Origin of the sequence: Serratia sp. CY55921 (assembly GCF_052167655.1) — a bacterium.
GTDB classification, from domain to species: domain Bacteria; phylum Pseudomonadota; class Gammaproteobacteria; order Enterobacterales; family Enterobacteriaceae; genus Serratia; species Serratia ureilytica.
On the sequence record NZ_JBJNMU010000001.1, the window covers coordinates 874,452 to 893,929 of the forward strand.

At 56.9% G+C, this 19,478-nt stretch carries 19 protein-coding genes; 6 read left to right on the plus strand and 13 right to left on the minus strand.

Annotated elements, in window-relative coordinates; translation table 11 throughout:
- Nucleotides 1-4: 4 nt before the first annotated feature.
- The 3 genes from ACJ8M3_RS04185 to ACJ8M3_RS04195 all read right to left on the minus strand — a co-directional run bounded on the left by ACJ8M3_RS04185 (nucleotide 5) and on the right by ACJ8M3_RS04195 (nucleotide 2,625).
- A complete protein-coding gene (locus tag ACJ8M3_RS04185; RefSeq protein ID WP_033643326.1) occupies nucleotides 5-1,198 on the minus strand; it encodes a Bcr/CflA family efflux MFS transporter in 1,194 nt (397 codons plus the stop codon).
- Nucleotides 1,199-1,275: 77 nt separating this feature from the next.
- Nucleotides 1,276-1,836, minus strand: coding sequence for a 3'-5' exonuclease (locus tag ACJ8M3_RS04190; RefSeq protein WP_089197129.1), 561 nt, complete (start codon nucleotides 1,834-1,836; stop codon nucleotides 1,276-1,278).
- Between the two features lie 306 nt (nucleotides 1,837-2,142).
- A complete protein-coding gene (locus tag ACJ8M3_RS04195; protein WP_033643322.1) occupies nucleotides 2,143-2,625 on the minus strand; it encodes a hypothetical protein in 483 nt (160 codons plus the stop codon).
- A gap of 225 nt (nucleotides 2,626-2,850) precedes the next feature.
- Between ACJ8M3_RS04195 and ACJ8M3_RS04200 the strand changes: the two genes are divergently transcribed.
- Nucleotides 2,851-3,147, plus strand: a complete 297-nt coding sequence (locus ACJ8M3_RS04200; RefSeq protein WP_033643321.1) for a hypothetical protein — start codon at nucleotides 2,851-2,853, stop codon at nucleotides 3,145-3,147.
- A gap of 159 nt (nucleotides 3,148-3,306) precedes the next feature.
- Here the strand turns inward: ACJ8M3_RS04200 and ACJ8M3_RS04205 are convergent, their stop codons facing one another.
- Complete coding sequence (locus ACJ8M3_RS04205; RefSeq protein WP_033634815.1) at nucleotides 3,307-3,483, minus strand: GhoT/OrtT family toxin; 177 nt, start codon at nucleotides 3,481-3,483, stop codon at nucleotides 3,307-3,309.
- An 873-nt stretch (nucleotides 3,484-4,356) separates the two neighbouring features.
- Between ACJ8M3_RS04205 and ACJ8M3_RS04210 the strand changes: the two genes are divergently transcribed.
- Entirely contained in the window at nucleotides 4,357-5,046 is a 690-nt protein-coding gene (locus ACJ8M3_RS04210) for an alpha/beta hydrolase (protein WP_042784718.1), read from the plus strand.
- A 174-nt stretch (nucleotides 5,047-5,220) separates the two neighbouring features.
- Here ACJ8M3_RS04210 and ACJ8M3_RS04215 read toward each other — a convergent pair whose 3' ends face one another.
- The 3 genes from ACJ8M3_RS04215 to yeaG all read right to left on the minus strand — a co-directional run bounded on the left by ACJ8M3_RS04215 (nucleotide 5,221) and on the right by yeaG (nucleotide 9,115).
- Nucleotides 5,221-5,451: a hypothetical protein gene (locus tag ACJ8M3_RS04215; protein ID WP_033643319.1), complete on the minus strand. Its 231-nt coding sequence runs from the start codon at nucleotides 5,449-5,451 to the stop codon at nucleotides 5,221-5,223.
- A gap of 328 nt (nucleotides 5,452-5,779) precedes the next feature.
- A complete protein-coding gene (locus tag ACJ8M3_RS04220; RefSeq protein ID WP_033643318.1) occupies nucleotides 5,780-7,048 on the minus strand; it encodes a YeaH/YhbH family protein in 1,269 nt (422 codons plus the stop codon).
- A 132-nt stretch (nucleotides 7,049-7,180) separates the two neighbouring features.
- Entirely contained in the window at nucleotides 7,181-9,115 is a 1,935-nt protein-coding gene (gene yeaG / locus ACJ8M3_RS04225; RefSeq protein WP_016927472.1) for a protein kinase YeaG, read from the minus strand.
- Nucleotides 9,116-9,541: 426 nt separating this feature from the next.
- Here yeaG and ACJ8M3_RS04230 point away from each other — a divergent pair, with 426 nt between their 5' ends.
- Nucleotides 9,542-10,306: a MipA/OmpV family protein gene (locus ACJ8M3_RS04230; RefSeq protein WP_033643317.1), complete on the plus strand. Its 765-nt coding sequence runs from the start codon at nucleotides 9,542-9,544 to the stop codon at nucleotides 10,304-10,306.
- Nucleotides 10,307-10,400: 94 nt separating this feature from the next.
- On the opposite strand, the gene ACJ8M3_RS04235 is transcribed toward ACJ8M3_RS04230, so the two are convergent.
- Nucleotides 10,401-11,276 carry a D-hexose-6-phosphate mutarotase gene (locus ACJ8M3_RS04235; protein ID WP_089197128.1) on the minus strand — a complete coding sequence of 292 codons (876 nt, stop codon included), beginning with the start codon at nucleotides 11,274-11,276 and terminating at the stop codon, nucleotides 10,401-10,403.
- 194 nt (nucleotides 11,277-11,470) lie between these two features.
- Nucleotides 11,471-12,466, minus strand: coding sequence for a glyceraldehyde-3-phosphate dehydrogenase (gene gapA / locus ACJ8M3_RS04240; RefSeq protein ID WP_004932222.1), 996 nt, complete (start codon nucleotides 12,464-12,466; stop codon nucleotides 11,471-11,473).
- A gap of 348 nt (nucleotides 12,467-12,814) precedes the next feature.
- On the opposite strand from gapA, the gene msrB reads away from it, so the two are divergent.
- Together msrB and ACJ8M3_RS04250 are read left to right on the plus strand one after the other, a co-directional pair.
- On the plus strand, nucleotides 12,815-13,228 hold the full coding sequence (gene msrB, locus ACJ8M3_RS04245; RefSeq protein ID WP_033643315.1) for a peptide-methionine (R)-S-oxide reductase MsrB: 414 nt from the start codon (nucleotides 12,815-12,817) through the stop codon (nucleotides 13,226-13,228).
- Nucleotides 13,229-13,291: 63 nt separating this feature from the next.
- Nucleotides 13,292-13,564, plus strand: a complete 273-nt coding sequence (locus ACJ8M3_RS04250; RefSeq protein ID WP_004932218.1) for a YeaC family protein — start codon at nucleotides 13,292-13,294, stop codon at nucleotides 13,562-13,564.
- Nucleotides 13,565-13,609: 45 nt separating this feature from the next.
- On the opposite strand, the gene ACJ8M3_RS04255 is transcribed toward ACJ8M3_RS04250, so the two are convergent.
- The 4 genes from ACJ8M3_RS04255 to sppA all read right to left on the minus strand — a co-directional run bounded on the left by ACJ8M3_RS04255 (nucleotide 13,610) and on the right by sppA (nucleotide 18,742).
- A complete protein-coding gene (locus ACJ8M3_RS04255) occupies nucleotides 13,610-14,887 on the minus strand; it encodes a glycoside hydrolase family 18 protein (protein ID WP_089197127.1) in 1,278 nt (425 codons plus the stop codon).
- 233 nt (nucleotides 14,888-15,120) lie between these two features.
- Nucleotides 15,121-15,753, minus strand: a complete 633-nt coding sequence (pncA, locus tag ACJ8M3_RS04260) for a bifunctional nicotinamidase/pyrazinamidase (protein WP_089197126.1) — start codon at nucleotides 15,751-15,753, stop codon at nucleotides 15,121-15,123.
- 22 nt (nucleotides 15,754-15,775) lie between these two features.
- A complete protein-coding gene (ansA, locus tag ACJ8M3_RS04265; protein WP_033643312.1) occupies nucleotides 15,776-16,792 on the minus strand; it encodes an asparaginase in 1,017 nt (338 codons plus the stop codon).
- Between the two features lie 93 nt (nucleotides 16,793-16,885).
- Nucleotides 16,886-18,742: a signal peptide peptidase SppA gene (sppA, locus tag ACJ8M3_RS04270; protein WP_033643311.1), complete on the minus strand. Its 1,857-nt coding sequence runs from the start codon at nucleotides 18,740-18,742 to the stop codon at nucleotides 16,886-16,888.
- A gap of 160 nt (nucleotides 18,743-18,902) precedes the next feature.
- Here sppA and ACJ8M3_RS04275 point away from each other — a divergent pair, with 160 nt between their 5' ends.
- The gene (locus tag ACJ8M3_RS04275) at nucleotides 18,903-19,454 is read left to right on the plus strand and encodes an NAD(P)H nitroreductase (protein WP_004932204.1); all 552 of its coding nucleotides are present in this window, start codon (nucleotides 18,903-18,905) and stop codon (nucleotides 19,452-19,454) included.
- Nucleotides 19,455-19,478: the final 24 nt, after the last annotated feature.

A 19,478-nucleotide genomic window follows, 5' to 3' on the forward strand; every position in this document is an offset into this window, starting at 1 on the left:
CGGCTCAGGCGACTTTTCTGATCTGTCCTTTAATCTGCTTGCTGAGCCGCCGCGCGTGCAGCGCCAGCAGGCAGCCCGCCAGCATGACCAAAGCCAGCGACAGCTTCGGTTGCAGCGGCAGCGCCATCGCCAGCAGCCCCAGCGCGGCGCCCCCGGCCATCTGTACGAAACCGACCAGTGCGGACGCGACGCCGGCCTCATTGGAGTACGGTTCCAGCGCATAGCTGGTGGCCGGGCCCATCACGAACGCCAACCCAGCGCAGGCGCTGGCGACCGGCAGCATATACGCCAGCCAGTGCGCTTGCGCCGCCGCGGGAAGCCACATGACGCCCAGCAGCAGGCCCAGGCAGCCCAACCCCATCAAAATGCCGCCGGTCGCCAGACAAACCGGGCGGCCGACTTTGTGGATGATGCGGTTAGCGAAGAAGCTGACCAACATGATCCAGAAGCCGTTGGCGCCGAACACCAACGAGAATTGCAGCGGAGTCAGGCCCGCAGTGCCCATCAGCACGTTAGGCGCCAGAGAAACGTAGGTCAGTGCCATGCCCATCGCCCCGGAGTTCACCACCGCGAAAGAGAGGAAACGCCGTTCGCTGAGGATGCGCGCGTATTGGCGCACCGGCAGCCCTTTGACTGGCACGGTGTCGGCGGGGCGAGTTTCCGGCAGGCGCAGCGCGATGAGCACCAACACCAGCAGCGCGTAACTGGCCAGGAACCAAAAGGGCGCGCGCCAGCCGAAGGCTTCGGCGAGCAGGCCGCCGAGCAGCGGCGCCAATGCCGGGATGATGTTCAGCGTGCCGTTGAGAAAGCCGAAGGCGCGGGCGGCGTCGTCGCCATTCAGCCGATCGCGCACGCCGCTGAAGGCGACGACGGCGGTGCAACAGACCGCAACCCCTTGCAACAGGCGCGACGCGATGAAGATCGTCGGGCTGGTGGCCAGTGCCGCCATTGCCGCGCCGATCGTGTAGAGAATAATGCCGGCCAGCGCCACCGGTTTGCGGCCATAGTTATCCACCAACGGACCGGCGATGATTTGACCGAGGCCGAGCACCAGAATAAACAGCGAAATGGTGGATTGGATCAGCGCTTCACTGCTGCCCAGGCCGGCGGCGATGGCGGGAATGGTGGGCAGATAGAGATCGATGCCCAATGGGCCGAGCAGCACCAGGCTGAGAAGCAGAAACAGGAACTTTTGCATAGCAGGAAAGGCACGTCCTAGTGACAAAGAGGGCTAGAGTAGAGATTCTGGCGGCAAATGAAAAGGGGCAAAGCGGGTCAGCGCTGCGCTCCCGGGCGGAGATAAAGCGCCGAGACGGTATCGGCCACATAACGGGCCTGATGGCGAGCGTCATCCAACGCGCGATGCGGCATGCCTTCGAACAGACGGGTCTTTTTCGGGTTAAAGCCGTGCAGTTCCGCCAGCGTTATCACCGTGCGCACATCCTGGGTATCCCAGAATTTCCACGGACAGGGCATCTCCAACTGCTGGAAGGCGTGTTCGAGGATCGCGCAGTCGAACTCTTTACCGTTACCCCAGACCTTTACCGTATCGGTGCTGTTCATATGGATAAAACGGCTGAGACTGCTCAGCACGCGCTTGAGGCTCTCGGTGCCGCCGAAGGCCAGCTTGCGCGCTTCATCGGATTGTTTCGCCCACCAGGCAACCGTGTCCAGGCTTATGGTTCGCCCCGGCTGATCTTTCTGGCTGCTGACGGCGGCCTCGAATTCGGCGCCAAGTTCCCCGGTGCGGGGATCGAAAAACACCGCCGCGACCACCAAAATCACGGCGCTGGGTTTTATATCCAGGGTTTCAATGTCTAACATCAGATGGTGCATCGGCGTTTCCGGTGGTTGGCGTGGTGGCTTAATGTTACTACAGAACGTGCGACGATGCGGCCAGTGCGCACATGAAATCCTTTTAAAGCGCCTCGTTCAGGTTATGATGCTGGAGATACTCTTGTCAGGTTGGTCGCTATCGGTGAGAACGCTTATCTTTATTTTGTGCATGGTTGGCTACTTGCTGCTGCTGGGCTACCTTAGCGTGTTCGTCACGGACAAGATCTGTGAGAAGGCAGGCAACTACACCAAAATATGCCGCATCGTAGACATTTCAGAGCCCCATATCCCCAGATAGCACCGCGTTTAACCGAGGTAATCGGTGGTGATCAGCGGGGTCAGGATCGCCGCCAGCGCCGCGAGCGTCGTCCATTGCCGCCAGCCTAGGCGAGCCAGCCAGTCATGCCGCTGTGGCGGCGTGGCCAGCTGCCCGACGGCCACGGTGCCGGTCAGCAGCAGCGTCAGAATCAGCAGCACCAGGCCACGGCTCACCAGCGTGAACTCAATGTGCAGCACATTGGCGTAATACAGGCGCATCAGAATAAAATAGCCCAACAAGATCCAGGCGAAAACGACGTTTTTCTTGAGCACCTGTTGCAACATCAGCGCGAGAAACAGGCTGTGAAACAGCGATAGCAGCGGGGCTTCGATCGGATGCCGAACGCAGACGTTGTAGACCGCCATGTAAATGTTGAAAACCAGCAGGATATAGATCACGTAAATATACCAGCCGTAGATCACTTTGAGTTTTTTGGCGCTCGGCGGCAGGGAGAGTGCGTCCGGTTTCATTAGGGCCTCCTGATGACGCCACGCAAACGCTGCAGTTGAAGGCGGCGCGTCGGCATCGTAATTTATAATCCACAGGGTATATATCACCCGAGCGCTAAATGAGAATTAAACGCTGAACCGGCTTTATTCCCGCGTTTGCGCGGAACTATTTTTGGCCCGCAGGGTCGATTGGCGAGCGATCGCCAGGCGATTCTCGCACTGAGATGAAGCAAGCAATACGCTGATATGAAAGATTATAAAAACACGCATGGCACCAGGCTGCTGCTGATATTCACCCTGGCGTTTTACATCCTGTTGCCGCCTGTGCTGACCGCCTGCGTCTTCACCCGTTTCAATCTTAATCCCTTCGCGATCGTCAAATTCTTGCACTTTAATCCGTTCTTCGCCGATCGGGGCATACCCGGTTATCAGACTTTCCTCTACCTGCTGATGCTTTGGTTGGGGGGGAATATTTTGCTATGGCTGATGGTATGGGGCGCGGGGCGGCTGTACCGCCGTTGGCGATCGCGGCGCGGCGAATAGTCTACCCCCAAGTAAAACGTTACGCGGGGAAATGGCCTTTCATTTAACAATGCGCCGTATCGTCACTTGTTTCGCTGGTGAGGGGCAGCGTCGTCGGCTGACCCATTCCATTAGCACGGCTGTTTAAAAGCATCCGTGGCGGCACAGCCGGTTAGGGCGTTAGAACAGCGAAAACAGCAAGACGACCGGCAGACTCAACGGCCAGGTTAACCCGATGGTCAGCGCGCTGATGCAACGAATTTTGACGGTGTCCCTGCTTACCAGGTAGGTGAAAATCATTGAAACTAACAGACCAATAAAATAACAGTATTGCGTTGCAACCCACAGCGACGACATGAAACTCGATCCCAGTTGTATTTTTACGCGCGAATTCTAGGAGCTTGGCGGGCGATAATCAATGACCGAAGGCCGTTAATTCATGCCTTTATCCATAAGAATGCATAATTTATTTCTATAAAGAATGTAAGGTTATTAACGGCTTTATGCTTATTACGAAAAGAAATCAACAACATAGTTACCGGTAACATTTTAAGGTTGTCAGCCTGATTTCAGGCGGGAACGGTGTGAAGAAGGAAAATAGTCATTCAGACGTCCGGAAACGCGACGAGGTTATAACTCATAAATTTTATTGATGTTTCAGTGGGCAAGCAGACGAAGGCGAGATCGCGTTGCGCCGGCGAGCTTTGGGTTCTTTTTTAGCTGTCGGCGGGCGAATGATGGGATAGAAACATGCGGGGAGAGGGGTTTTTAGCGCATCGTCCGGATGCGCTGCCGGTCAGCCAGGAAGGGGGGTTTGGTGTTGCTGTAGGTTTAATGAATGTTAAGACCGTAGACGAACAGCCACGAAAACAGCAGCGCCAGCAGGCATGTCATCAATACGATGGAGATCATTTCCTTCACAACTTCATTCCTTTTCCCGATGAACCAAATTTACTTGTCTTTGTTTTTGCGTGGGATTTTAGATCGGTATGGGTAAAAATCCTAGTTTTAATCCCGTTTTTTGCACTGGCGCCACGGCGTACGCTGCCTCGGCAAGTCATGACGATGCCTGTAAACCGAGCCGCCTTAACCCGTCGTAGCTATTGCCGAATACCGCAGTGCTAACTATATAAATGGAGATCGCGCGACGTCGCCGGCTGCAAGGCGCGTCCCTGTAGGGCGGTTGTTGATCAGTCTACAGCGCCTCCAAATGAGATGAAGAGGTCGGCAATGAGCACAAAACCAACCATCGTGCTGGTGCACGGATTCTGGGGCGGCGCCGCGCACTGGAGTAAGGTGATTATCGAGTTGTCGCGCAGGGGCTATTCGGCGATTCATGCGGTGGAAATGCCGCTGACCTCACTGGCTGAGGATGCGGAACGGGCGCGCAAGATGGTCGCGCAGCAAGCGGGACCGGTATTGTTGGTGGGGCACTCTTACGGTGGCGCGGTGATCACGGAAATGGGCAACCAGCCTAACGTGGTCGGCCTGGTCTACATTGCCGCGTTTGCGCCGGATGCCGGTGAAAGCCCCGGTGGTATTACGCAAGCGCATCCTCCCGCGGCAGTCGCGAATCTGATTCCGGACAGCGACGGTTATCTGTGGATCAAGACCGACAAGTTTCACGAAAGCTTTTGCCAGGATCTTACCGCCGACGAGGCTCTGGTGATGGCGGCGACGCAGAAGGCGCCATTGGCCGATACCTTCGGCAACCCCCTCGGTGAGCCCGCCTGGAAACATAAACCGTCGTGGTATCAACTCTCCAGCGACGACCGCATGATAGCGCCGGAGAACCAACGGCGTATGGCGCAGCGGCTGCAGGCTAAGAAAGTCATGGTGCTGAAGGCCAGTCATGCCTCGCTGGTTTCCCATGCCGATGACGTGGCGGGATTGATTGACGAAGCGGCCGGTTCAAAATAAAACCCGGGCAGAAACGCGCTTCGGGCCAAAAAAGAGGCACCTTGCGGCAAAGGAGTGCTGCGCTTCACATTAGGGATAAGCGCTGATGTCGCTGCCGGAGTTCATTATTAACAGCATAATCAACACCACGACGGCGGCAATAATGGCGTAGATTTCCGCCTTGCGCATATCGATCTAGCGCCCGTTAACGCCGATCATTTCTATTGCCGCTCGATGCAATTTTTGAAAATACTCGTCGTGCTGTTGTTCAACTTCCTGAATAAGACTGGCCAGCAGATTCTGTTTGGTGATCGGTTTGTTGGCGATGAGCACCAGCAGCACGCTTTTGCCGAGCAGGCAGCAGATTTGCTTATGGTATTCATCAACATCATTCTTGTTGAGGCCATAGAGGGTGTAATCGATCATGGTGTCTAACCTGCTGACAGGTAAATTGCCCGCCGAAGCGGGCTGAGAAGCCATAGAAAATAAAATGAGTCAAATTTCGCTTAGGGTGGAACCCGATGCGTGTGTTAACGATAACTGAATGGGAATATTCCCATCAAGACGCATGAGGGAGGATGTGAAGGTTTAGGAATAACCTCAGAAGAAATAATAATAGAGGTCGTCATTCGGGATAATGCGGCTTATTATTTTGCCGGTGAAGGTCAAAATTTATGTGTGAGGGATATATCAGGGTGAAAAAGAAACAGCCGGAAAACGGGTTCTCCGGCTGCTATGATTACCGCGATATTATTCACGCGGTCTGTTTGCGGAACAGTTCGCGGAATACCGGATAGATATCGTCCGGTTCGCGGATATGCTGCATGGCGAAGTTGTCGAATTTCGCTTGCAGATCTTCGTATTCGCGCCACAGCGTTTGGTGAGCGCGGCGAGTGATTTCGATGTAGCTGTAGTACCGCACCATTGGCAGGATCTTCTTCGCCAACAGCTCGTGACACAGCGGTGAATCGTCGGCCCAGTTGTCCCCGTCCGACGCCTGCGCGGCGTAGATATTCCATTGCGCCGGATCGTAACGCTCTTCGACCACGTCGTTCATCAGTTTCAATGCGCTGGAGACGATGGTGCCGCCGGTTTCCTGCGAATAGAAGAACTCCTGCTCGTCCACCTCTTTCGCCTGGGTGTGATGGCGAATATAGACCACCTCGACGTTTTTGTAGGTTCGGCTCAGGAACAGATAAAGCAGAATGTAAAAACGTTTGGCCATGTCTTTGGTGGCCTGATCCATCGAACCGGATACGTCCATCAGGCAGAACATCACCGCCTGGCTGGAGGGCTCCGGCCGACGCTCGTAGTTTTTGTAACGCAGATCGAAGGTGTCGATAAACGGCACGCTTTCGATTTTCTTGCGCAGTTCGGCAATCTCTTTGCGCAGCCGCTCTTCTTCCAGCAGTTGCACCGGCTCGGTGTTTTCCAACTGGGTCAGCGCGTCTTCCAGTTCGTGCAACGCGCGCCTTTTACCGGCGGTCATGGCGGTACGCCGCGCCAGCGAGTTTTGCAGCGAACGTACGACGCTGATGTTGGCCGGCACGCCGTTAGCGGTATAGCCGGCGCGGTGGGTTTTGAACTCGGTCAGCTGCTTGTACTGATTCTTTTTCAGGTTGGGCAGGGCGAGATCCTCGAACAAAAGATCGAGGTACTCGTCTTTGGATATCTGGAAGACGAACTCATCCTGGCCTTCACCGTCCTGGCTGGCGTTGCCCTGGCCGCCGCCACCGCCTGCGCCGCCCTGAGGCCGTTCGACGCGATCGTTCTGCACGAAGTGGTCATTGCCCGGGTGAACGCGATGGCGCGTGCCGCCGCGCCCCTGATGAAACATCGGTTCGTTGATATCGTCAGTGGGGATAGAGACTGACTCCCCGCTGTCTACGTCGGTGACCGAACGCTTGTTGATGGCTTCGGCAATCGACTGTTTGATTTGCGACTTGTAACGGCGCAAGAAGCGCTGGCGGTTCACCGTGCTCTTGTTTTTGCCGTTCAGCCGCCGGTCAATGAAATAGGCCATACTTCCCCCAAACGACGTTGCCAACTCTTCATGTCCCGGCCGCGGCAGCGCAATGTGTCAGCCCCTCCGTGGGCTGCGCTGCAACGTCCATGACTGTGGACATGGCCCTGATAATGCCGCTTACCTGAGGCGTTATGAGGATTTTCTGACCCGCAGATACCATTCACACAGCAGGCGCACCTGCTTGCGGGTATAGCCTTTCTCCATCATGCGATCGACGAAGTCGTCGTGTTTTTTCTGCTCGTCCGTCGATGTTTTGGCGTTGAACGAAATCACCGGCAACAGTTCTTCGGTATTGGAGAACATCTTTTTCTCAATCACGGTGCGCAGCTTCTCGTAGCTGGTCCAGTTCGGGTTGCGGCCGTTGTTGTTGGCGCGGGCGCGCAGCACGAAGTTCACGATTTCGTTGCGGAAATCTTTCGGGTTGCTGATGCCGGCCGGTTTTTCAATTTTCTCCAGTTCGGCGTTCAGGGACTCGCGGTCGAACAGCTGGCCGGTGTCGGGATCGCGATACTCCTGATCCTGGATCCAGAAGTCGGCATAGGTGACGTAGCGGTCAAAAATGTTCTGTCCGTATTCCGAGTAGGATTCCAGATAGGCGGTCTGGATCTCTTTGCCGATAAACTCGGCGTATTTCGGGATCAGATAGCCTTTCAGGTGCTCCAGGTATTTCTCCGCCAAATCCTGCGGGAACTGTTCGCGCTCGATCTGCTGTTCCAGCACATAGAACAGGTGCACCGGGTTGGCTGCCACCTCGGCGTGATCGAAGTTGAATACCCGCGAGAGGATTTTAAAGGCGAAACGGGTGGAGAGGCCGTTCATGCCTTCGTCAACCCCGGCGTAGTCGCGGTATTCCTGATAGGACTTGGCTTTCGGGTCGGTATCTTTGAGGCTTTCGCCGTCATACACGCGCATTTTCGAGTAGATGCTCGAGTTTTCGGGCTCTTTCAGCCGCGACAGCACGCTAAAGCGCGCCAGCGTTTCCAGCGTGCCCGGCGCGCAGGGCGCATGGGTCAGCTCACTGTGATCCAGAAGCTTGTCGTAAATTTTGATCTCTTCCGACACGCGCAGGCAGTAAGGCACCTTGACGATATACACGCGGTCGAGGAACGCTTCGTTGTTCTTGTTGTTACGGAAGGTCACCCACTCGGATTCGTTGGAGTGCGCCAGAATAATGCCGCTGAACGGCAGGGCGGAGATGCCTTCGGTGCCGTTGTAGTTGCCTTCCTGGGTTGCAGTCAGCAGCGGATGCAGCACCTTGATCGGCGCTTTGAACATCTCGACGAATTCCATAATCCCCTGGTTGGCGCGGCACAGGGCGCCGGAATAGCCGTAGGCGTCCGGATCGTTCTGCGCGTGGTTCTCCAGTTTACGGATGTCCACTTTACCGACCAGTGCCGAGATGTCCTGGTTGTTCTCATCGCCCGGCTCGGTTTTGGCGATGGCGATCTGTTCCAGAATGGAAGGGCGCACTTTCACGACTTTAAACTTGGTGATATCGCCACCGAACTCATGCAGGCGCTTCGCCGCCCACGGCGACATGATGGTGCCGAGATAGCGACTTGGGATATTGAACTCTTTTTCCAGGATCGTGGCATCTTCCTGCGGATTGAACAGGCACAGCGGATGATCGTTGACCGGGCTGCGTTCGCCGTTGGCGCTGAGGGTGTAGATGGGCACGCGCTGCATCAGCGCTTTCAGACGTTCCGCCAGCGAGGACTTGCCGCCGCCCACCGGGCCCAGCAGGTAAAGGATCTGTTTCTTCTCTTCCAGGCCCTGAGCGGCGTGTTTCAGGTAAGAGACGATCTGTTCGATGGCCTCTTCCATGCCGTAGAACTCTTCGAAGGCCGGATAGCGTGCGATCACGCGGTTGGAGAACAGGCGCGACAGGCGTGATTCTAGCGCAGTGTCGACCATCACAGGTTCACCGATAGCCATCAGCAGACGTTCGGCCGCGTTGGCATAGGCACTGCGATCTTGCCGGCAAATGGTAAGAAATTCCTGCAGTGTGAACTCTTCGTCCTTGGCAGCTTCGTAGCGCTGGCGATAGTGGTCAAATATGTTCATGATGCCCGTCCTTTCGTTATTAGCACAGGTTAAAGAGAGCGTGTGATAGTGTTCTGGCTCCCGAAAGATGAGAATACGCCTGAGTACAGCAACCCGTATGCCAACTTGGTGCGCTTATTATCGCGAGTTGCGCTGTATGCCACTGGGCCCAGGATAAATTCACCTTCTGATTTAAGCTTAGTTTGCTTGCCGGAAAATTTCCTGCCGTAGAAAAAGCTTTTTTTAAGTCATATCAATGACTCAGTTATTGCCGGGATAACCAAATGCCTTGTCTGGCGCGGCCTGCGGCATGAATCGTCATCGTTCCGCCATGATTAATTCATAATTCCGCTATAAGTTATTCGATCTTGGTCGTTTTCTATTGTAAAGATTAGGCGCGTAACTAAATTTTCACATAAACTATTGCGGCTATTAACCCTGTAATTTATGGAAAAAGAACCAGTGAAGATTTCAAAACTCAAAACGCTAGCAATTATCGCTTCCGCAATGGTTTGTGCGCAAAGTGCCCAGGCGGGAACCTGGTCACTGGGTGCTGCCGCGCTGGTTAGCCCGGACCCGTATCGCGGTTATCAGGATCGCGTTTATCCGGTGCCCGTCATCGACTATGAAGGTGACGACTTCTACTTCCGTACTCTGACCGCCGGTTACTACCTGTGGAAAGATCAAGAAAATCAGCTGAGCATCATGGGGTATTACACGCCATGGGGCTACCGTCCGGGCGACAGCGACGACGATCGCATGAAGCGTCTCGACAAGCGTCGCGGCACGCTGATGGCCGGCCTGGCCTATTCACACAACGCAGAGTGGGGCACCATTCGCACCACCTTCACCGGCGACACGCTGAACTACAGCAACGGGCTGGTGGGCGATGTGGCTTATCTGTACAAGTTTGATCTGGACGCGTTGACGCTGGTTCCGGGCGTAGGCGTGATGTGGAACAGCAAAAACCAGAACAAATATTACTATGGCGTCAGCGCCAATGAATCGCGCCGCAGCGGTCTGGACAGCTACACCCCGAGCGATAGCTGGGCGCCGTATCTCGAGCTGAGCGCCAATTACCAGATCAACAAGAGCTGGAACGCCTTCTTCCTCGGCCGCTATGTGAAGTTGTCGGATGAAGTGAAAGACAGCCCGATGGTGGATAAATCTTACACCGGTTTGCTGATGACGGGTGTGAGCTACACCTTCTAATCGCGCATTGCACGATAAGTGTGCATGGCGTGCATCAAAAAGGGGCGCGAGCGCCCCTTTTGCACATCCGTAGTGCGCTGACGCGCACGGGGTTTCAGGCCTTTTTACGGCTGCGGAAGGTCACACCCAAACGGGCGGGTTGTTCGCCGGCGGCGACCAGCGGTTTGCTGACGCGCCCGGTCTCAACGCAGACCATGGTCTTGTAACCGTCGTTCGGCATGTCTCCCATGCTGCAGGACAGCTCTACGCCGGGGTTCCAGGCGATAACGTCGCTCATATGATGGTGATGAACCTCGATGGTGCGTGCGAGCGCCGGATCGCGGATCAGGCTGAAGGCCTCCGGACGGGTATAGACGCGGTCAGTTTGGCCGACGAAGGTCACTTCGCCCGTCTGACGCGCTTCGACGCCGCCCGCCACCTTATCAATATAAGGTTCGCCCAGGCCCGCCACGCTGACCCGATCGATATCGCCAACCTGGAAGTAGCTGTGCAGCGCCGCCGTGGCTTGATAATCGCCGTGCGATTCCAGTTCGATCTCGCACTCTTCACCCAGCTTGAAGCGAGCAATCAGCGTGAAGGCGTGCGGCCACAGCTTGCGGGTCTGCTCATTGTCTTTCAGCGTAAAGGTCAGGATGACGCCGTTGTCATCTTCATCGTGCGCCGTCAGGCTCCAGGGCTGGTTGCGAGCGAACCCGTGGGAGGGGTGCGCCACCGGGCCGAACCACGGCCAACAGATCGGCACGCCGCCGCGGATGGCCTTGCCTTTGGCGAAAGGCGTGTTGTTGCTGAGCCAAATTACCGGCTGCTCACCGCTAGGCTGCCAGGCCAGCAAATGCGCACCCTGCAGCGCGACCGCCGCGCGCACTTTCGGGTGCGACACGACCACCACGCCCAGCTCATCGAGTTGGCGCTGGCTGATATAAGGAGAAATCTGTTCGGAAACGGGCAGGGTGAAAATTTTCTCGTTCATTTCATAACCTATTGTTTGCCGGAAATAGAAATGGACCCTATTAGCTTTCGGGTCACAACCAGGCCCTCAGGCGCATGCTTAGACAGTGACTGAGGTGAGTGTGTGCAGCGAACAACGCTGTGACTCGAAAGATGACGGGTAAAAAAAGGGCGACAAAAAAATGTCGCCCTCATTATCAGCTTAACATCATGCCATTACTTGGAGATGTGAGCGATCAGATCCAGAACCTTGTTGGAGTAGCCGGTTTCGTTGTCGTACCAGGAAACCAGTTTCACGAAGTTGTCGTTCAGTGCGATACCGGCTTTGGCATCGAACACGGAAGTCAGCACTTCGCCGTTGAAGTCGGTGGAAACCACGTCGTCTTCAACATAGCCCAGAACGCCTTTCATAGAGCCTTCAGCGGCGTCTTTGATGGCTTTCTTGATTTCTTCGTAGGTAGCCGCTTTTTCCAGACGAACGGTCAGGTCAACAACGGACACGTTAGGGGTCGGTACGCGGAACGCCATGCCGGTCAGTTTGCCTTTCAGTTCTGGCAGAACCACGCCAACCGCTTTCGCTGCGCCGGTAGAAGAAGGGATGATGTTCTGGGATGCGCCGCGGCCGCCGCGCCAGTCTTTGTGAGACGGGCCATCAACGGTTTTCTGAGTCGCGGTGGTGGCGTGAACGGTGGTCATCAGGCCTTCAACGATACCGAAGTTGTCGTTGATGACTTTAGCCAGTGGCGCCAGGCAGTTGGTGGTGCAAGAGGCGTTGGACACGATGTCCTGGCCGGCATATTTGTCAAAGTTGGCGCCGCGAACGAACATTGGGGTCGCATCTTTGGATGGGCCAGTCAGAACCACTTTTTTAGCGCCGGCGGTGATGTGTTTACGTGCGGTTTCGTCGGTCAGGAAGATACCGGTCGCTTCAGCAACCACATCAACGCCCACTTCGTTCCACTTCAGGTTAGCCGGGTCTTTCTCTGCGGTAACACGGATGGTTTTGCCGTTAACAACCAGGTGGCCGTCTTTAACTTCTACCGTACCGTTGAAACGGCCGTGAGTAGAGTCATACTTCAGCATGTAAGCCATGTACTCTGCGTCCAACAGGTCGTTGATTGCAACGATCTCGATGTCAGAACGCTCTTGAGCAGCACGGAAAACAATGCGACCGATACGGCCAAAACCGTTGATACCTACTTTGATAGTCATATATTCCACCAGCTATTTGTTAGTGAATAAAAGGTTGGTTGTAAAATTACAAAAACCTTACCCAGCGTCAAGCGGAATCGTGTCAATACTTGCGGCAAGTCAAACCGGAAGGGTGGTTTTGCACGCTTATTGCACAGTCCATTTGCGCTCGGCCTCATCCGTTATATGGGGACAAGCCGCCAAGTATAAAGTCAGCATACGCAAGATGTGTGATCGCTATCACATATCATCGTGACGTGGCCTTTATGGGCTACAGTTTAGGCCAAAAACCCCTGCAGCGGTGTTAATTTTTTGTTATTATTAATCATTGTTTTCGTTGACATTATCCACATTCAGAGATAAGCACAAATGGCTAAAGAGACAACCCCCGCTCATCCGGTCACGGAACTGAATGAAATCCAACGTTATGTCACGCAACAGCGTGGCACCGAAGCGCCGTTTAGCGGCAAATTGCTGCATAACAAGCGTGAGGGCGTGTACCATTGTCTGTGCTGTAACCAGCCGCTGTTCTATTCCGAAACCAAATACGATTCCGGCTGCGGCTGGCCCAGCTTTTACGAGCCGGTTTCCGCCGATGCAATCCGTTATCTTGATGATAATTCACATAATATGCATCGTGTTGAAATCCGCTGTGGCCACTGCGACGCGCACCTGGGGCATGTATTCCCCGATGGCCCGCAGCCGACCGGTGACCGTTACTGCGTCAATTCCGCCTCGCTGAGTTTCACCGATGGCGAAAATGGCGATCAAACGGCCGGTTAAGCGGTAATTTAACCAACAAAATCGATTCAGCTAATTATTCTTCCGTAAGCGAGAAGGGCCCTGATGGACGTGAAAGATCTGATTGCGGCGATGACGCCCGAGATATACCAACGCCTGGTGCAGGCGGTTGAACTGGGCAAATGGCCGGACGGCGTGGCGCTGACGCCGGAGCAAAAGGAAAACAGCCTGCAGGCGGTGATGCTGTGGCAGTCGATGAACAACGTCGATCCGCAGCATATGAGCATCGGCACCGACGGGCAGATCGTGATGAAGAGCAAACAAGAGCTGAAGCAGCAGTTCGTTGCCGAGCCGCTGGTGAAACTCAAGCCGCAGTAAGGCTCCCCCCCTAAAGCGGGGCGATGTCGCCATCGCCCCGTCGATTCAACGTTTCTCGCCCTTTATGCCCAGCGATTCCGCCAGCTGCTGCGCCAGCCGGTTGTTGTCGTCTGCGCCGTATTCCCAGAACATCGCACCGCCCAATCCCTGGCTTTTAATATAATCGGCCTTGATGGCCACCGAACGCGGGTTCTCGTACGAAATGGCGAACAGCGGCTTGCCTTCGGCGGATTGCAGCGTCAGGTATGGCACTTTGGCGTCGTCATCCCAGTGCTCGCGGAAACGCTGCTGCGGATCGTTGAGCAATTTGTTGACGATATCGCGGTATTTAAAATAAGTGTCTTTGCTGAGATCCAATCCCAGCGTGCGGAACAGGGCGATTTCTCGCGCGCTGAAGTAAGGCTGCGTCACCGGATGGTTGGCGGCATCCGGTTTGTCCCAGTCGATGCCCGCCTCGGTCGCCCGTTTCGGTACCCGGCCGTAGAAACCGATACCCAGGTTCATCTGCGCCGGTTTCAGACCGGCGGCCAGATAATGCTTTACCACGTTATCGGCGCTGTAGCGATCGGCGGCGGCTACGGTTGGCCAACGCGTTGAATCGTACAGGTTGGCATTGAAGTACTGCGTGCCGTAAGCCATGTCGTAGGTCATCAGATTGATGTAATTGAGGTAGGGCGCAATATTTTTTACATCGACCCATTCACGTGGGCTTTTGACGTTGGCGCCAACGGCGATGGTCAACAGTTTGCCTTTACCCAGCGTCTGATGAAGCTCTTTCAGCAGCAGGGTGAAGTTGTCGCGGTCTGCCGGTTGGCTTTCCACCAAACCCCAGGCGCCGTTTACCGGGTATTCCCAGTCCAGATCGATCCCATCCAGCCGGTACTGTTCGATCACCTGCAACGCGGAGCGAATGAAAATCGCCCGGTTTTCCGCGGTGGCGGCGACGCCGGAGAAACCGCGTGCGCCCCAGCCTCCGACCGACAACAGCACTTTCAGCTCGGGGTTCTGTTTGCGCAGCACCGGCAGACGTTGCAGATCGGCCGTGACTTTCGGTGACAGGTAGATCTGGTGGCGGCGAGCAGGGTCTTTCAGCGCCGCATTGGTTTCGTCTTTCTCGTCGTTGTAGATCAGGCCAAACGAATAGTTGAGGTGGGTGATTTGCGTCACGTCCAGCTTGTCGATGTCACCACCGGGGCCGGCGGTGACGTCGCCGCCGCCGTTGAAGTAGCCGACGGAGAGATAGGCCGCCTGAGCCGCGCCGGTACCGGCGATAGCCAACTGCACCGCTGCCAGCAAAGGCAGCAGTTTTCGGGTTATTTTCATGTTTGTCTCCTTGGGATCGGCAAGGCCGACCGTACCGCCAGTAGCGGTCACAATAAAGCCGGGCTCAGCGGGCCCCGGATGCGTATAACCGATTGACGCCAAAAGCGTCGCTGCCATAACAGCAAAAGCGCCTGCCGGTCACAAGCGGCTGGAGGAGAAGAAAAACAGCATTGTGAGCGGCGTCGATATTTTCGCCGCCGCCCAGAGAGGGCGCCGATAGCGCCCGGCAGGATTTAATTGGCGAGAAATTGTGACAGGGTAACTAGCTGCGCGCCGGCGCGCGCCATGTCCTGCAGCGCTCGCTCACTGTCGTCCGGTTGCAGATTCACGCCGCGGCAGCCATCGACGATCACCTGCGTCGGGTAGCCGGCAGCCAGTGCATCCAGCACGCTGAACTTCACGCAGTAGTCGGTCGCCAGGCCCATGACAGCCAACCGCCGGACGCCCTGCGATTGCAGCCAGCCGTGGAGTTCGGTTTGCGCACGGTGGCCGTTATCGAAGAACGCGCTGTAGCTGTCGATGTTCGTATCTTGCCCTTTGCGAAAGACGGCATTGATGTGTTGCCGCTGTAACTGGGGATGAAAATCGGCGCCGAGGCTCCCTTGTACGCAGTGCACCGGCCACCATACCTGCGGCAGGCCTTCCAGCTCACCGAGGGTGCCGACCTGCGCATCGGAGTTCACCGCAAAGCTGCGGTGATTGGCGGGATGCCAGTCCTGGCTGGCCACCACCGGTTCGCCGCGCGCCAGGCAGGCGGCGATCGCCTGATTGGCGACCGGGATGACGGCGTCGCCCTCCGCGACCGCCAGCGCGCCGCCGGGGCAGAAGTCGTTTTGCAGATCGATCAACAACAGGGCCGTTTTCATCGCCGCTCCAGAGTTCAGTCGATTAACCGTTGATGCTCAGCTCGCCGCGCAGATCTTGCTGCATCAGGGCGCGGATTTGTTCCGGCGTCAGCGGCTGGCTCAACAGGTAGTGCAGCTTGGTCAGAGCGGCTTCCACCGTCATGTCGAAACCGCTGATCACCCCGGCGTGCGCCAGCGCGTTGCCGGTGGCGTAGCCTTCCATATTGACGCGCCCGGAGATGCACTGCGTCAGGTTGACCACCACGATGCCGCGTTCGGAGGCCGCACGCAACTCGTCGATCAGCTCGGCCTTCTGCGGCGCGTTGCCGACGCCGTAGGAACGCAGGATCAGCGCCTTGACCGGCTGCAGCAGGAAGTTACGCACCACCGCGCCGGAAATGCCCGGATAGATAGTGACCACGCCGATCGGCTGCGGCGTGATGTCATGTACCTGCAGCGCGCCGTTGCAAACCGGGCTGTCGATGCCGTGCTGGCGACGAATGTGGATACCGGCTTCCAGCAGCGGCGGCAGGTTGGGTGAAGCGAAAGCGTCGAAGCCATCGGCGTGCGCTTTGGTGGTGCGGTTGCCGCGGAACAGCTTGTTGTTGAAGAACAGGCTGACTTCGTTCACCGGATGGTTGGCCGCCAGGTACAGTGCATTCAGCAGATTGGTTTGGCCATCGGAGCGCAGCTCCGCCAGGGGAATCTGCGAGCCGGTGACGATCACCGGTTTGGCCAGGTTCTCCAGCATGAAGGAGAGCGCCGAGGCGGTGAACGCCATGGTATCGGTGCCGTGCAGGATCACGAAGCCGTCGTAGCGATCGTAGTTCTGTTTGATGTCGTCGGCGATGTGCTGCCAGTCTTCCGGCGTCATGTCCGAGGAATCGATGAGCGGCGCGTATTCATGAATGGTGAAATCCGGCATCTCCGGCCGATGGAATTCCGGCATCAGCGCCAGCTGACGCTGCAGGTGGCCGGAAACCGGAATATAGCCGTGCTCGGAACGCTGCATGCCGATGGTGCCGCCGGTGTAGGCGACGTAAATGGATTTCTTTTGCATGGTTATGATTTTAACAAAGATAAGATGGGCTGAATTATAGGGACATGGCGGCAGAAAAAAAGCCCGGCGGAGGCCGGGCTGCAGAATTATTTGTTAGCGGACTTCTCCGCAGGTCAGACAGATCGCGTAGCGGTTCTGCGGATCGTTCAAGTTATTGAACAAACCCGGCTGCTCTTTCACCGCATTGGCGACCGAGGCCAGCGGGGCAGGCAGCATGGCCTGAATCGCCGCCGGCAGCATGGCGTGAATGGAAACGCCGAACTGGCTGAGCACCATATCGCTCAGGCTCGGGGTGTCGACGAACCAGTCGAGCTGCCACTGTTGCAGTTTCGCCAGCTCAGCGGCTTTCTTCACCGCGTCGTCGAAATCGCCCAACTGATCGACCAGGCCGTTGGCCTTGGCGTCGCTGCCGAGCCACACGTGGCCCTGCGCGATTTGGTCAACCTGCTGCGGGGTCATCTTGCGTGATTTGGCGACCAGATCGAGGAAGTTCTTATACCCGTTTTCGATATTCAGCTGCATCATCTGCGAGAACTCCTGCGGCAACGCCTTGGTGACCGCGATATCGGCCAGCGGCGATGTCGCCACGCCGTCGGTGTGCACGCCCAGCGTATCCAGGGTTTTCTCGTAGGTATTGATGATGCCGAAAATGCCGATGGAGCCGGTCAGCGTGCTCGGGCTGGCGATGATGTAGTCGGCCGGCGTCGAAACCCAGTAACCGCCCGACGCGGCCATGCCGCCCATCGACACCACCACCGGTTTGCCGGCGGCGCGCACGGCGGCCAGCTCGGAGCGGATCACTTCGGACGCGCTGACGCTGCCGCCAGGGCTGTTGACGCGGAACACCACGGCTTTGACGGCCGGATCCAGACGTGCCTGACGCAGCTCGGCGGCGGTGGTGTCGCCCCCGACGTTGCCCGGCGTCTGCGGGCCGTCCATGATGGCGCCGTTGGCGAACACCACGGCGATCTTGCCGCCCTGGTTGGCGTCCGGTTTCGGCTGGTAGTCGTAGATGCTGATGGCGTTAAAATCGTTCGCCTGTTTGTCCCAGCCGAAGGTTTTGACCAGCTGATTTTCGATCGCGGTGCGCGACGCCAGCTCGTCCACCAGCTTATTGTCCAGCGCATAGCGGGCGGTGTCGCCGCCTGCCGCCTGCAGGCCGCTCAGCACGCCGGCGGCGCCGGGGAACAGCTGCTGCGGCGTCAGCTGCCGGTTGGCCGCCACGGTTTCCAGATAGTTCTGCCACAGACCGCCAATCCAGCGGCTGTCCGCTTCGCGCGCCGCCGGGGACATGTCGTCGCGGATCAGCGGTTCGACCGCCGATTTATAGGTGCCGACGCGGAAGATATTGGTGGTGACCTTGAGCATGTCCAGCAACGACTTGTAATACAGGTTGTTGGTGGCGAAACCGTGCAGATCGACCGCGCCCTGCGGCGACAGGTAGACCTTGTTGGCGTAGCTGGCCAGGTAGTATTGCGTTTGATTATAACTGTCGCCGATGGCGAAGATCGGTTTGCCGCTGTCGCGGAATTCGCGCAGCGCTTTGCCGATATAGCGCAGCGACGGCTGATCGGCGCCGGCGAAGTCATTCAGCTGCAACACCATGCCGGTAATGTTTTTGTCGTCTTTGGCCTTGCGGATGCTGTCTACCACGTCGAACAGCGAGTTCTCCTGCAGGCGGCTGCTGGAGGCGCCCAACAGTTCACGCCCCCATTGCCGCACCCGGTTGTTTACCGAAGGCTGATCGACCACCACGCCGCTTAAATCGACCAACAGCGCGCCGCGCGCCGGGGCCGTCGAGGTGGAGGAACTTTGGAAGGACAGATAGATGCCGACCCCAACCAGGATCAGCAGGACCAGGAACAGGTTAAGGATCAGTTCCCTGATAAAATTCAGCAGACGCCATGTCCACCGGAAAATGCCGGCAATAATTTGCCACAATGTGCGCATGTGCTCTCCAACAAGAGTCGAGAATGTTCCGCTATCCTAATGAGCGGCCGGGTAAATGTCAGCTTTAAATCGTGGCACACAGACGCTATCGCCGAGGCTGTAACTCGCCGTTTAGCTATGTTAACGTGGCCGGAATGAAAATTGTTATCAGGAGTTTACGATGGATGCTCTGGATCTTTTATTGAATCGTCGCTCGGCTTCGCGCCTGGCGGAACCGGCGCCGGCGGGGGAAGTGCGCCAAAACATCATCAACGCGGGCCTGCGCGCGCCCGATCACGGCGCGCTGCAGCCGTGGCGTTTCGTGATGATCGAGAATCAGGGCCTGGAGCGTTTCAGTCAGCTGCTGCAGGCGGCGGCGAAGCAGGATCAGTTGGATGAAGCGGCGATCGAAAAAGCCACCAAGGCGCCGTTCCGCGCACCGCTGATCATCACCGTCATCGCGCATTGCACTGAAGAGACCAAGGTGCCGCGCTGGGAGCAGGTGGTTTCCGCCGGTTGCGCCGTGCAGGCGATGCAGATGGCGGCGCTGGCGCAGGGCTTTAACGGCATCTGGCGCACCGGCGCCTGGACCGAGCATGCGCTGGTGCGTGAAGCCTTCGGTTGCCGCGAGCAGGACGAGATCGTCGGTTTCCTCTATCTGGGCACGCCGCAGCTGAAGGCCGCCACTAAAGTGACGCCGCCGGACAGCACGCCTTTCGTCAGCTATTTCTAAGTATTATCCGACGGGGCGCGGCGA